Source organism: Mucilaginibacter sp. GW822-FHT03E02 (assembly GCF_058801545.1).
In genome coordinates, this window is record NZ_JBXANJ010000001.1 from 4,040,058 (window position 1) to 4,053,565 (window position 13,508).

Here is a 13,508-nt window from a genome sequence, read left to right on the forward strand (position 1 = left end):
TATATCTTACTACTTGATACTTACTACTTACTACTAAAACGAGCGTTCCCTTCGGGCCGGGCTTTACGTTCATACTGCACGGGCCTTAGCCACAGGCCGGTATCCACTTCAATCCCTAACGCAAACTGTCTGAACCGGGATTCATTGGATTTAAGGATTTCACAGATTTTGAACTTCAAATTAACTTTCAAACATCCATTTTCTTGTCTCAAATCTCAAATCTATCTTCCCAGCCCGCAAATAAAACATTTGTTCCCAATCAATGCGCAAATATCACGTAATTTGCTCAAATATTTGACAGATAATGACATTGGTAAGGGCAAAAAAACATTTAGGGCAACACTTTTTAACCGATAAAAATATTGCAGCCAAAATTGTAGACAGCCTGAAACCCGAAGGCCGGTTTACCAATGTGCTGGAAGTTGGCCCCGGCATGGGCGTACTCACCGATTTTTTATTGCTAAAAACCGACTATGAAACCTCGGTGATCGATATCGACGATGAATCGGTACAATACCTTAAAAAGAAATACCCCCAGCTGGGTACCCGCCTCATGAATGCCGATTTTTTGGAAATGAATTTTAAAACCGTTACCGATAAACCCTTTGCCATCATAGGTAATTTTCCCTACAATATTTCGTCGCAAATACTTTTTAAGGTGTTGGATAACCGCAGCCAGGTTATCGAGGTAGTGGGCATGTTCCAGAAAGAAGTTGCCGAACGCTGCGCCGCCAAACCAGGCAGTAAAGAGTATGGCATCCTGAGCGTATTTTTGCAGGCTTACTATAAGGTAGAATATTTGTTTACCGTAAAAGCCGGCGTATTTAACCCGCCGCCCAAGGTGCTATCAGCTGTTATCCGCCTTACCCGCAACCAGGCCGCCAACCTTGACTGCGACGAAAAACTATTCTGGCAAATTGTAAAAGCCGGCTTCAACCAGCGCCGTAAAACCTTGCGCAACGCCATATCATCCCTCATCAACAAAGAAAAGATGACCGAAAACCCAACGCTTGACCTACGCGCCGAGCGCCTGAGCGTGGATGATTTTGTAAGGCTGACGAATGAGGTGATGGCGGCGAGATAGATGAAAACGAGCAACGCCATTTGGTTAATTTTGCTTGGTATAAACACGCTGGTTCCGAGTGTTTACGCGCAGCAAAGCCCCCCCGCCATCATATCAACAAAAATGGTGGTCCTTAAGTACCAATCCCAAACCGATACTTTACGGCTCCCGGTTGTAAACAATAAATATCCTGCTTTAAAAAAAGCAATGAGCTATCAAAACCTGTTTGATGGCGATGCCCTGGATACTGTGGTAGCCAACTATAAAAATTGCGGCTGCGGAATAACCGGGTCGGAATTTGAGGTGACCTATCAGGGTGCCGATATAATATCCATCACGCTTTTTTTCGAAACCATGGGTGCATATCCCGATAGTTACCGGCGGTGGCATACGCTTGATATACACACCGGTAAAGCATACCCAATTGAAAAGGAATTGAACCCGACCGGCCTCACCTGGTTGTATAAAAATTACAAACACATTCTTAAACAGCGTATCATAGCCGATAAATCGGCCATACCCGAAGAGGATGAAAGCACTTTTAATGATTTAAAAACATCGGTTGATACCCTTCAGACGCGGACCCTATTTAGTATGTATGTTTTTACAGCCAAGGGTATCATTGTCTCAACTCCCCCGATATTGCCGCATGCCATACGTTCGCAGGAGCCAAACCGTGATTGGTTTGTGCCCTATAGTAAACTAAAAAAGTTTAAAACCGTTAAGGCTAAAGTTGTTAGATTTGGAATGTAAATTATTTTATAGTAAATCATTTAAACCAACCTAAATCGACACGATGAGCAACCAATTCGAACAGGTAATGTCAAAAAGGACGGATGCAGAACTGCTGCAAATTATAAATAGCGAACCCGGCCATTACCAACCATTGGCCCTTGAAGCAGCGGATCTTGAATTTAAAAAGAGAAATCTTTCGAATGAGCAGTTGTTAATAGCTGAGGAAGTGATCAATCAAAAACAGGAAATTGACATAGCCAAATCAAATGCCCCGCTCGGATCGGCCGCAAAGGTTTTTGCGTTATTATTTCCCGGATTATTAATGGTCCTGTTTTCGGGGACTTTTTATGCAGATGGATATTACAGAAAATCTAAAGAATTACGCCGATGGACACTCTACGGTTTGTGTGCCTATGGCGGATTAATTTTATTATCGTTGTTGTCATCTTACTTTTCGTAACAACCACGGTGACCAAAAATCCGACGTCTGACCTTGGAGCCAGGCGCCTGAGCGTGGTGGAATTTACCGTAAAAATACGGTGCCACCATAAATAATTTCTTCGTAAATTGCTGCTGTATTAACCTAATCCTCAAATATATGCGCAATTCATTATTTCATAAAACACAGGATTTCCTGACGATAATCAGGGGAACATGGTTCATTCAGTTAATGAACCTGATTGCGGTGGCCGCTTTTTTAATGCTGGCCCAGGGCGAAGACGTACTGCTGTTGGTTGCCGAACGTACAGGCAATGGTCATCCTTTACAGGTTACGGCATTATTATCGGGGTTGTTTTTTTGGAGTGTTGCTTCCGAGTATGGAACGCGTATGCTCATCTATCTAACAGATAACTCCGGCAGATCGCTTGATCCTGTGCGGGTTGATAACCGGAAAAAATACCAGGTTTGGGCCGCCCGGATGGCCTTGTTTTTCCCTACAGTATTAATGTTGCTGGCTTTTATAAAGGTTTATGCTTTTAACCATAAAACCATTTCAACGCTGTACGTAGGCGTTCCCGTTAATGTTACTTATGGAATGATTGCCATTATTTTTTTATTGGTTTTGTTGGGTGTATTACTATTGTACTTGTATCCGCGAAACGGGATAGTGCGCCTGAGCAAAAGGTATTCCTGGTTACGATGGATGGCAATAAGTCCGCAGGAAAATGAGTGGGTAACCAGGTTATATGGAATTTTAAACGATGTGCGTGTTGATATCCCCGCATCTGACAGTGGTTATACAAACAACGACTTGCCACGCCAAATTTTATTGCCGGATGGTATGGTTTTGCCCAATTCGGGTGATTTTGTACCATCAAGTGATAACCCGATAAACCTGAAGGGGACTGTAAAAGTGTGGATGTTTCATATTCGCGCAAAATTTTACAAATGCCTGCTGCGTCAGCTTATCATCTTGTTGCTGATAGCGCTTGTATTGATTATCTATATCGGTTTGCTCCTGCCTGTTTCCGGTGCGGCAAACATGGGCACGGCGGCAATTATTTGCCTGGCGTTTGCCTCCTGGCAGGTTGTATATGTTTGCCTGCATTTTCTGGATAAGGCGCAGCCCGTGCCTGTACGTGCTTTGCTGATAATTTGGATAGTAATTTGTTCTGTGATTAACAACGATCACCCTGTGCGCTTAATAAATAACCGTAAGGGCGATACCATTAGCTTACAACGACATTTTGACGCCTGGCTTAAAAATACCCAAACGGATGAGTTAAGGCCGTATTGGTATCGCGTTGGTGAAAAAAATAGCGTTCCGGTAATTTTTGTCTCGGCAGAAGGCGGCGCTTTGCGCACCGGCGCGTTTACCGGCTTGTTACTGGCAAGGTTGGAGAAGCGGTTCCCCTTATTCAAAAACTACCTGTATGGCTATAGCAGTGTTTCTGGGGGTACCCTTGGCGCTAATTTTTTTAACGCGCAACTCATCCGTAACCGCGACAGCTCGGATCGAAAACAGGATTGGTATCCATCCGCAATCAAATTTTTTGAAACGGATTTTCTTTCAGGAGCTGTTGCTAAACTAACATTTGGCGAGGTTATCAACGCCTGTCTGCCTGTACACCTGGAGTGTACAGATCGCGCCATCGCACTTGAAAAAAGTTTTGAATTCGGCTGGCAAAACGCGTACCCCGGAGAAGATAATTTGTTTGACGGCTCGTTTAACCGGACGGTGCAACCGTCTCTGCCTGCGGTGTTTATTAATACAACAGAATCTGAAACAGGCTTACAAAATGTTTGGAGCAACGTAAAGCTTCCCGGTTTGCCACTTGATACCGCCCGCGACCTTAGAGAACTACAGGCTGCCGATATCCGTTATAGTTCTGCAATTAATCTGAGCGACCGTTTTCCGATTGTTTCTCCCGGCGGGGCTTTTTATCGGCATGACATACATGACAAAACCTATAGCCGTCATTTTGTAGATGGCGGTTATTATGAAAACAAGGGTTCTGAAACTTTGCTCCAGGTGTTGAAAGCGCTTCACCTGGAAGGGCGAAATATTAAACTCTATATCCTTCAGTTCAATTTCAGTACAGAGAAGCCAATAACAAGCATTACAAAAGGTAACGAAGTGTTGGAAATTATCGATGGCATTTATAATACCCGTAGCGGGCGTGGCCGCATTGCCGAGGATGCTTTAACAAAGTACGTTCACTCGCTTGACGGTGTATTTATCCCACTCAATTTAACACTGAATGAAAAGCAACTGCCTTTAAACTGGGTGCTTAGCGAAAGTGTGGTAATGAAACTGGATACAACCATTGCACGACTGGTAAATTCAGGCACTCTTTCTGTGAGCCTGGATAAAGCAGATAAGCGACAATTGTGGAAACTATTTCTATATGACTCTTTGAACACTGCACGACATCCTAAGTGAAGGTTAACTTTCAAGCAGAAATATTTCGAATGAGCAATTGTTAATAGCTGAGCACGTAATCAATCAAAAACAGGGAATTGACACAGCTAAATCAAATGTGCCGCTCGGACCGGCAGCGAAATTTTTTGCGTTATTATTCCGGGATTATTAATGGTGCTGTGGCGAGGTAGATGAAATTTCTTTATGCCATATGGCAGGCCCTGCTTTGCCTGAACACAGGGGCTACGCACGGGGCACAAAGTTAGAGCATTGCAATAATAATATTCAAAAAAAATGCTGTAGCCAAGGCTGCTTCTTTTTTTTTGCTACTTAATACTTTCTTGATAATCAAATCCTTGCAAGTAGGATATTTTCCATTCCCCATCCACTTTAACAACCCTAAATGTATATGAGAAATCTTTCCAACTCGAATCGACACTTGAATCAAGTTTTCCCCAGTTCCATTTCAATTCTGCTTTATTGTTGCTAAGTTTAATAAAGTCAACAGTTACAGTGTCCCATGAAAGGTTATCCTGGCATAAACACCATGGATTTACATCATTTGCAAAATTAAATGGTGGAAGTTCATGAACGTTCCATTTCTCAAATTCGTTGTTTCTTATTTTCCTGTCAAGTGTCTGTATAATGTTGTTATAGTTATTAATAAACTCATTAGTAAAAAACCCAGTCCTTCTTAGTTTTTCGAGATTTAGGTTTTGCTTGTCAAAATCAAATCCTATACAAATGCTATCTTTGCTTAAAACCGGAAGCAAAGCAATTACTCTTTCAGAATCAGACCATTTAAGCATTTTTCTAATAAGCGTCTGAATTTCACCTTTGTCATCTTTAGAGAGTTTTATCGTTTTCGCCTGGGATTTCACGGAAGCATTAGATTTAACTCCGGAGTTACATCCGAAAAAAATTAATCCAAAAATTAAGTTTAAAAAAATAATGTATCTCATATTGTAGTAATCTGATTCGTTTAATTTCATGTATTATCAATAGTATTTGGCAGATGGCATCGGCAGCCACAGCGCCCGCCAACTTGTATCAAATATATTTTTTTCCCTCCAAGCCTGGCAAAACCTCATATTTTGATTGTTTTCAAATATTATTCATACGGGGCACAGGTCATTAGCCTTACTATCACTTTCAAAACCCTGCGGTTGTGTGAAAATTAGGTGTATTATCGTTGTTATCATCTTATTTTTAGTGACAACCTGATTCCCCTCACTCCTCAATATTATAAACCGATATCCTGTTATCTGCCTCCAAAAAGGCGCAATGATGCCGTTTAGGAATCGCTATGATACGCTCTATCCTGTTTTCGGTAGCCAGCGTAGCTATCAGGCGGGGTGTATCGTCGCTAATGTCGTAAACCATGGCTTGGTTGCCGCCGGCTAATACCAGCTTATTGTCGGTTAATAATTTAATATCGGTAGCTGCAGTATTTTGTGCAAAAATTGGAGAATTGATCTTTAACTCTTTAACTGTTGGCTTAACTATTACACAACCGTCTTCGGTTAGCAGGGCTATTTTCAGGGCGGCATGATAGCTGGTTACATCAAATTTAATAATGTTGCTTTCTACATTTAACAACTCTGTTTCTCCCGTTTCGTGTATCCGAAGCAGTAAAGAGTCATAGCAATAGTAAACAAAGGAGCCTTTACTAAAAAACATCGCCGGGGGATTGATGCCGGGCATGCCCAACTTTATTGGCTCGCCTTTCAGTTTACAGGTAAATGTATTTTTGCTCTCACCGTCCATCGAAAAATTACTGATCGACAGCCCGTCATCATAACAGTACAGCATAGTTATACCGTTGCCGTTAAAACAGCAGCCCAGCGCCCGCTCATCCAGCCAGTTTAAACTTTGCAGGTTTAAAGAACGCTCAAAATAAGTGTATTCAGGCAGTTCCTTATTGATATGTACGGGTACGTTCCTGCCAACAATCATAACCATATTTGAAAGAACGGCATCGGCCATTAGCTTTGGTTCAAGGCCGGGCTTAAGCCTGAAGAGAAACTCAGAATGTGTTTTGCCTTGCCAGTTGATCCGTTCCAGATGTAAATCGCCAAATTTTTCGACAATTGCCAATAACTGATCATGGTATACAACGATGTCGATACATTTTACATCGTTTCTTAAGTTCAAAGGATACGTGGCCTTATTATTAACTTTGGGCAATTGCACCTGGCTGCCAATAAAGCGGTTGGCATCGGCAGCAAGCAGCCTGTCGCCGGGCACAAATTTGTTCATCAGCTTTAGCCCGCCCATTTCGCCCAATGTTATTTGTACGCTTATAATTTCATAGGCTATATTCAGGGTGGTAGCTTCCAATTCCCTGTTGCTATATTTTTTACTGGTATCGGCCAGCACATTCAAAAAGGCCGACTTTTTTAAGCGGGGAACATGATGGGCATATACGCGCCTTACTTCCTGCGGCAAGGTATTGCTTTCGGGGTCATACACCAATGTAAAATACTCCGCAAGGCAGGCTTCGGGGTTATTGGTATCCTGCCAGCCGGTCATCAGTAAATTAAGCGCGGCATCCTTTTGTTCTATTTTATCCAGCGTTATTTTGGCGGCCTGCCGGTAATCTTTAACGGCGGTAAGGCGGCTAACCTTCTCGTCATAATATTTTAAGGCCTTATCGCGCTGGCCAAGCCGGTTGTACAAATCGCCCACTTTTTCGGGGTTATCCAGTTCGATATAAAGCGGAATGGCTTCGGTTAGCAGACCACCTTTTTCAAGGCATTCGGCCGCCATAATCTTGTTATTTAAATGGTCTTTATAAATAGCTGCCGCCTCGCGGTAAAGCTTGCCTTGCTGCAATACATTGGCGGCCATGTGAAAGTTGCCCAACAGGTGCGCATAAATGTAGGCCGCTTTTTTGAAATTGCCTGCAGCTATGGCCTCATTGGCCGATTGCTCGTATTTTTTATACAACAACTGCCGGTACTCGCCTAAATCCCAGCCATCAACCCTGCCGCCACCGCCCAGGCCCCGCAGGTTAAAATCAAGCGTTCGGCGGCTAAGTTTGCCCGATTGTGGGGCCACGCCACGATCAAGATAAGGGCTGTTTAGGGGGATGGCATATTTTAAAGCCTCGTCGGCATCCTTGTCAAACAAATTCATGAGACGGTTCAGCTCGCTGTCGCGTTGTTTTTGCAAATCGGTAATTTTGCGGTTTACCCAGTCTTCCAGTTCCCGTAAAAGGCCTTTTTGTGGCCGGCGGTAGGGGCTGGCCGAAATAGGAAAAATAGCGGCAAGCACCGTGAAAATAACTTTGCCTATAAACGCCAGGGCCAGCAAAAAAAACAGGCCAACCATGGCAATGGCATTGGTTACCTTTTTGATGTTTTTTGATGCCGGCGATTCACCATCTTCCGTTATATCAGGGATCTGGCTTAGCGGTACGCTGCCTACATCCTCTTTCAGGGCATCCAGCATGTCGGCGTTTTCATCAGGCTCCAGGCCAATCATTTGCAGGCCGGGCAATGGGTTTAAACCGGGATGGGCAAAGTGCCAGTTTTGATGTTGGGGCTGGAGCAGGTCGATAAAATGTGCCAGTTCAATTTTGTCCTTTGCTTCAAAACCCACCAGGCCTATATGCGGGTGAAAAACCTGTACATCCCAAAGCAGCAATTTTTTTAATTCATCGGTTCCTGCAACCGGGTACAAAACAGCGTTTGTTGGTATAAACAGTTTGTCGGCCAGTTTGCCGTAAGGATACCTGATCAATTGTGCGGCCGGCGCCGCTCCGTTAAATACCACGAATAAACCCGCGGCCTGGTTGTTGCCTATGCTGTGCGGCAGCAGGTAGCAGCTTAGCGTTTGCAGGTCGGTTTGCCAGGTATCCATTTGGGCAAACCAATCAGCAGCCAGCGTGCCCGGCACAAATGCCGCGTGAACAGGGAGATTGGTGTGTTGGCTATATTTGAGTTGCAGCTGCATGCTTAGGCCAGTTTATCAATAAATGGTTGAATATAGTTATCATAAAAAGCCCCCGCCGCTATATAGGTATTTGGTTGGGCATCGGTAAAATAAGACGAGCCGGTAACCATACCATCAGATGCCCAGCAGGCGGTGGTTTTATCTACAATTAATATAATGGTTACCTCGGGCAGGGAGGCATCGGCGCTTTTTAAATGCAGCAGCCCCCTGGAATCCACCACGGCCTCGCTGCCGTTTGCCCATATAAATTTACTGAATTTTATTTTAGGCAGATGCTCAATCAGTACAGCTTCCTGCTTATAGGGCCTTTTCCATTCGGCGTGGTTGGCGTTATCCTTAAAGCTCAAATGATTTCCTGTAGGATCGAGCCTTAAATCGCGATGATCTACAAACAGCCTGCCATTGGTGCTTACATAAACATTGGTTGCCGAGTTTATTGCGCTGTAACCATTATTGATGAATTTTTTGGTCTGGTTAAGGAGGTTGATATGTGGCGTAACTTTAAGGTGGCTAAATGCCATCATGCTCCTGTTTTCGTTATCAGTAATAAAAACCCGTTGCCCGGTTTTCGGATTTATTGTAGGTATTTCGTTGTCCGTCTTAATGTAGAATAGATTATCGAGAAACCGCACATCATTAGCTTTTAACGGAACAGATTGTATTACGCTGTAGGTATAATGAATAATATCCAGCTGATAGATCAACACAAAATCATTCGCTGTGTTTTTAACCAGCAGGAACAGGGTTTCGGCACCGCCATCGCCCCAAAAATATTCGCCGGTTTCTATATGGTCAACCAGCTCAATGGCGCCGCGGTCTTTGGCCTGCCAAAGCAGTACACGTTTATCCTGGGTAATAATTATCGCCCGTTGCTGGTTAAACCTAACCAGGTCGGGCTTCAGTTTTATTTTGGATGCCGGAAAATACAGCGGGAAATCGCGGTGTTGCAACATGGCCGGCCAGGCCGATTTGTTGGGGTGGCTGTACAACCGTTTGGGGCGGGCAAACAGCAGGCTATCCAGATCAATAGTGGCCTGGTTAAGCAACTTATGCCTGCCGCCCTGGGTTTCAAACAGCTCGATATGTCCATCGCGGCTTACCACAACCAGGTAATCCAGCTGATCTTTAAGCGGTAAAAAATGGGCCAGGAAAGCAGTATCCTCTTTATAATGCGCGGCAGTGATCATGATATACTTGCCTTTTTGCCCCTTTTGATCGTTCAGCAATTTGCCAAGTTGCGCGCCGCAGTTCAGGGCCGGGTCAAGCTGTTCCAATGTTTGAATGATCCCTTCCTTGCTATGCAGATCAATTGGCGTGGCTTGTTTACCGCCTAACGCCCAGGCATTCATGGCCTCCTTTTTTTTACGGCCCTCGCTAAAAGCCAGGCCGGCCGCCAAACCGAAAATGCGGGGCGAGCCCCACATTTTTAAAGTGGTATCCAGCAGGATGTGCCATTCCTGGCTATTGTTTACAGGCAGCTCTTCGCGTTGCAGAAACAAAGCCTCGTTATTGGCCAGGCGGGCGGTGAGCAATAAATCGTCCTGGGCAAGCTCGCTCAGGAGCAGTTTATCATAATGCCCGCGGTTGCTGATATCAGAAACCCCACCCACAGACTGATCGCTGCTGCCGCTTAAATGCATCGGGATGCTGAGCGCGCCAATAATATGCCGGGCCAGCATGCTGATGCCCGCAGTTTTTGCATCGGCCTCCAAAATATCAAATAAGTTACCTGGTACAGGAGCCGGCAGTTCCATATTGGCTTTATCGGGCAATGTGGTTAGCCCGGTGCGTAGTTTTAGTTCTAAAGCTTCTTTAGTTGGGAATTGTTTAAGTGCTTCGGCCAAAGGGCGGAGGATATTTTTAAAACTAAGATGCGGGCCATCACGTTGTATAAAAACATATTCATCAAAGGTGCCGGTATTAAACTGACTTACTAATTCTTTTAAATTGTGCGTTTTGCTATCTCCTACAAAATAATCTTCAAAAATAGCCTGATACAGCGGGATTCTTTTTAATCCCATTCTATAGCTATAAGATAACGAATTAACCAACCTCAAAAAGGTCATCGAGTCGTTTAAAAGTTGCTGAAGCTGAACTCGTTCGTTATTCGCTGCCGGTCCCTGATCACATATATACTGTAAACCAGCTTCAAAATTATATGTAGCTTCGAAATTATTTTTGCAGGCACAAAATAACAGTATAAAAGTGCTGAAAGGCAAAGCCCGCGGTAAATTGAGCGATTGCAAAATAAACAAAAGGTCTTCCCGGTAGCAAACGGTAGCACCATTGCTAAACTCAATTACTTTGCCGCCATCGGCCCAGTACCAGAAGTAATCTTTCTGAGGCCCAAAATATTTAACTACATGCAAACCTACCATCAACCCACCCTCGTTAAGCGTACCGCGCTGCGGGTGGCGGGTACAAAATCTGTTAATGGCACTTGCTGGTAGTTGCCATCGTGGTTAAATAAAACCAGCGACTGCTTATCGCCAGTCAACCGGGCAGCTACGAGTGATGCAATTATCGGCGGATTAAAATCATAACCGGCCGGCAGCAGCATTTGCCCGCTGCGCCAGTATGTTTGCCCCTGTATGGCCGGCAAAGGCTGGCCGGTAATTAATGTTTTGCCCGATGATGAAACCGCGAAACTCAGCTGCCTCAACCGGGTAAACGGGGCTGTATCTGCATATGTTTTCCAATCCTCCAGGTCGGTTAGTAGTGCGAAGGCTTCCCGGGATACGCCCGAGCGCTCCAGGCGCAGCTCCATTTTAGCATTAAGCTGGCCAGGCAAGGCGGATACGGGCATAGTTACCGGTATAGATATTTTGATAGGCTGCCAGTCGAGCGTTTTCAGGATACCGGTAGGGGTTAAACCGCCGGCCGGGAACAGCCTGTTTTCGGCGTCCAGTTCATAAGACTGCAGCACGGGCAACGAGTTAAGTTGTACATCCGGCTTGTTACCCGGCATAATACCCCTGAGCCAGATGTTATCGCCATCCATAGCCGTTTTAAGCCCCGGAATACCCCGGATTGTGCCTAAGGCATGCCGGTACCGGTTTTCTATTACCAGTATCAACTCTTTCATGCGGTATGCATTATTTGTTTCCACAGCTCATCAATGGGCTGTTGCACGTATTTGCGCTGCTCTTCGTTACCTATCCACTCGCAGCGGCTGTTAATATGCGATAACCTGTCTTTTATAAGCGACCTGTCGGCCATCGAAATCTCGGGCTCCTGCCATTGCAGCGTTAGTTTTTGTACCTCGCTAAACAGCTCATCGGCATTGGGCAGGGCATTAAGCGAGGCGCGGGGGTGCTGCGCATGTGTATCCTCGTTCATGTTTACCACCTCGTTCACAATATTGCTGATAATCTCGCGCTGCTCCTCGGTATCCCAGATATGCCTCAACACCCAAAGATCAGATGGTATGGCTTTTTGTCTTTTGCAGATGATGGCGCTGGCGGCTATCAGGCGTTGTAGCTTTACGGCCCGCCTGTCTGATACCTGCAGCCCGGCGTTGCGCAGCTTCTGTATCAGTTCGATGTATTGCGGCCTTATTTCAACAAGATCAACCAGGGCGGTAAAATCCTGTAGCTGCCTTACCTCGTCGGCAGTGATGGCGGGCTTTTCGGTCACCTTTTTTTGTTCCAGTGTCCAGCCGGCATTCAGCAGGGCGTTTAAATGCTGCGGATCAACGTTATCGCAACGCACGCGGATCAAAAAACGGTCGAAAAGGGCTTGCAGGGCTTCATCCTCGGGCAGGTGGTTACTGGCGCCAATCACCATCAGCGCGGGTAGCTGCCGGGTTTCGCGGCCACGGCGAAAGATTTTTTCGTTCAATACCATCAGCAAACTATTCAGGATAGCGCTGTTGGCGTTCAACAGCTCGTCCAAAAATATCAGCGAAGCTTCGGGCAGCATGCCTTCGGTATTGGTTACCAGTTCGCCATCGCGCAGCTTACGAATATCAAACGGACCAAAAAGTTCGTTCGGCTCGGTAAAACGGGTCAGCAGGTATTCAAAGGTTTTGCCATCCAGTAGTTTGGCTAACTCGCGCACAGTGGCGCTTTTGGCGGTACCCGGCGGGCCTAATAAAAACAGGTTTTCGCGGCCAACCAGGCAAATGCCCATCAGGTCGATGATCTCGTCCTTATCAACAAAAGTTTGCTTCAGGTGGTTTAAAACCGCCAGTAGTTTATCTACAACCGGGAATTGGTTAGTTGTTATAGCTGTGTTCATAAAATAATATCATGGGGCAGGGCAAGCAATTCAAAACCGGGCCAAAGCCTGGCCTGGTGCATGCCCATAATTTCTTTCAATGTGTTTTGCTCGGCAATACCTTTTAAACGCGCAACATCGCGATGCGCAATGATCCTGTCCAGGTAAGTATATTTAAGCGATGGATGGTCAACTATCGCCCCGGTATCAACCGTTGGTTCGATGCTTAATCCAACGGACGAGAATGGCCAGGCCGCTGCGGTTTGTTTTAAGTAAACAACCAGCGGATCATCGGGTGCTATGCCGCTGCTCAGTTTAAATAAACCACCCAGGTGGCGCAGTATCAGGTCGGCCGAGTAAATGGCACCGGCAGATTGTTCGCCGGTAAAGGGTTGCAGGTATTGGGCCATCACGGTCTCGTCCAAATCGCGCAGCAGCACCAATTGGGCAGCATAAAAAAGGAATTTAGCGGCCCACAAAGCGGCACCCGGCTCAAAAGCAGGCGCGGCATAAGGCATTTCCAGTTTATCGGTATCGTACAGTTGATTTAATAATGCAAGCGCGGCGCGTTCATCATCTTCCTGAAATACAGTCATCTGTCGCGGCATCAACACCGCGCCATCACTCATTAACCGGGTTAAAAATTCGTTCAGGTTCAAGTTTTTAAGTTAG

General features: G+C 45.4%; 10 protein-coding genes. 4 read left to right on the plus strand and 6 right to left on the minus strand.

The window, feature by feature from the left end; translation table 11 throughout:
* Positions 1 to 304: 304 nt before the first annotated feature.
* The 4 genes from rsmA (at position 305) to AC1RM2_RS16885 (ending at position 4,682) form a co-directional block, all read left to right on the plus strand.
* Positions 305 to 1,084 carry a 16S rRNA (adenine(1518)-N(6)/adenine(1519)-N(6))-dimethyltransferase RsmA gene (rsmA, locus tag AC1RM2_RS16870; RefSeq protein WP_492986360.1) on the plus strand — a complete coding sequence of 260 codons (780 nt, stop codon included), beginning with the start codon at positions 305 to 307 and terminating at the stop codon, positions 1,082 to 1,084.
* Positions 1,085 to 1,816, plus strand: coding sequence for a hypothetical protein (locus tag AC1RM2_RS16875; RefSeq protein WP_492986361.1), 732 nt, complete (start codon positions 1,085 to 1,087; stop codon positions 1,814 to 1,816).
* Between the two features lie 43 nt (positions 1,817 to 1,859).
* Positions 1,860 to 2,258 (plus strand): hypothetical protein, encoded by a 399-nt coding sequence (locus AC1RM2_RS16880; protein ID WP_492986362.1) that lies wholly within the window; start codon positions 1,860 to 1,862, stop codon positions 2,256 to 2,258.
* A 138-nt stretch (positions 2,259 to 2,396) separates the two neighbouring features.
* Positions 2,397 to 4,682, plus strand: coding sequence for a hypothetical protein (locus tag AC1RM2_RS16885; RefSeq protein WP_492986363.1), 2,286 nt, complete (start codon positions 2,397 to 2,399; stop codon positions 4,680 to 4,682).
* 305 nt (positions 4,683 to 4,987) lie between these two features.
* Here AC1RM2_RS16885 and AC1RM2_RS16890 read toward each other — a convergent pair whose 3' ends face one another.
* From AC1RM2_RS16890 to AC1RM2_RS16915, 6 genes are all read right to left on the minus strand, one after another.
* Entirely contained in the window at positions 4,988 to 5,653 is a 666-nt protein-coding gene (locus AC1RM2_RS16890; protein ID WP_492986364.1) for a hypothetical protein, read from the minus strand.
* A 238-nt stretch (positions 5,654 to 5,891) separates the two neighbouring features.
* Entirely contained in the window at positions 5,892 to 8,618 is a 2,727-nt protein-coding gene (locus AC1RM2_RS16895; protein WP_492986365.1) for a hypothetical protein, read from the minus strand.
* A gap of 2 nt (positions 8,619 to 8,620) precedes the next feature.
* Entirely contained in the window at positions 8,621 to 10,996 is a 2,376-nt protein-coding gene (locus AC1RM2_RS16900) for a hypothetical protein (protein WP_492986366.1), read from the minus strand.
* Positions 10,996 to 11,703 carry a hypothetical protein gene (locus AC1RM2_RS16905; RefSeq protein ID WP_492986367.1) on the minus strand — a complete coding sequence of 236 codons (708 nt, stop codon included), beginning with the start codon at positions 11,701 to 11,703 and terminating at the stop codon, positions 10,996 to 10,998. Before AC1RM2_RS16905 ends, AC1RM2_RS16900 begins: the two co-directional genes overlap by 1 nt.
* Positions 11,700 to 12,857, minus strand: a complete 1,158-nt coding sequence (locus AC1RM2_RS16910) for an AAA family ATPase (protein ID WP_492986368.1) — start codon at positions 12,855 to 12,857, stop codon at positions 11,700 to 11,702. The genes AC1RM2_RS16905 and AC1RM2_RS16910 overlap by 4 nt, the downstream gene beginning before the upstream one ends.
* On the minus strand, positions 12,854 to 13,495 hold the full coding sequence (locus tag AC1RM2_RS16915) for a hypothetical protein (protein WP_492986369.1): 642 nt from the start codon (positions 13,493 to 13,495) through the stop codon (positions 12,854 to 12,856). The genes AC1RM2_RS16910 and AC1RM2_RS16915 overlap by 4 nt, the downstream gene beginning before the upstream one ends.
* Between the last annotated feature and the right edge of the window lie 13 nt (positions 13,496 to 13,508).

Bases quoted from the DNA above. Each gene is read 5' to 3' on its own strand.
- AC1RM2_RS16910 (WP_492986368.1), bottom strand. From the start codon at position 12,857: ATGAACACAGCTATAACAACTAACCAATTCCCGGTTGTAGATAAACTA.
- AC1RM2_RS16900 (WP_492986366.1), bottom strand. From the start codon at position 10,996: ATGGTAGGTTTGCATGTAGTTAAATATTTTGGGCCTCAGAAAGATTAC.
- AC1RM2_RS16895 (WP_492986365.1), bottom strand. From the start codon at position 8,618: ATGCAGCTGCAACTCAAATATAGCCAACACACCAATCTCCCTGTTCAC.
- rsmA (WP_492986360.1), top strand. From the start codon at position 305: ATGACATTGGTAAGGGCAAAAAAACATTTAGGGCAACACTTTTTAACC.
- AC1RM2_RS16890 (WP_492986364.1), bottom strand. From the start codon at position 5,653: ATGAAATTAAACGAATCAGATTACTACAATATGAGATACATTATTTTT.
- AC1RM2_RS16885 (WP_492986363.1), top strand. From the start codon at position 2,397: ATGCGCAATTCATTATTTCATAAAACACAGGATTTCCTGACGATAATC.
- AC1RM2_RS16905 (WP_492986367.1), bottom strand. From the start codon at position 11,703: ATGAAAGAGTTGATACTGGTAATAGAAAACCGGTACCGGCATGCCTTA.
- AC1RM2_RS16880 (WP_492986362.1), top strand. From the start codon at position 1,860: ATGAGCAACCAATTCGAACAGGTAATGTCAAAAAGGACGGATGCAGAA.
- AC1RM2_RS16875 (WP_492986361.1), top strand. From the start codon at position 1,085: ATGAAAACGAGCAACGCCATTTGGTTAATTTTGCTTGGTATAAACACG.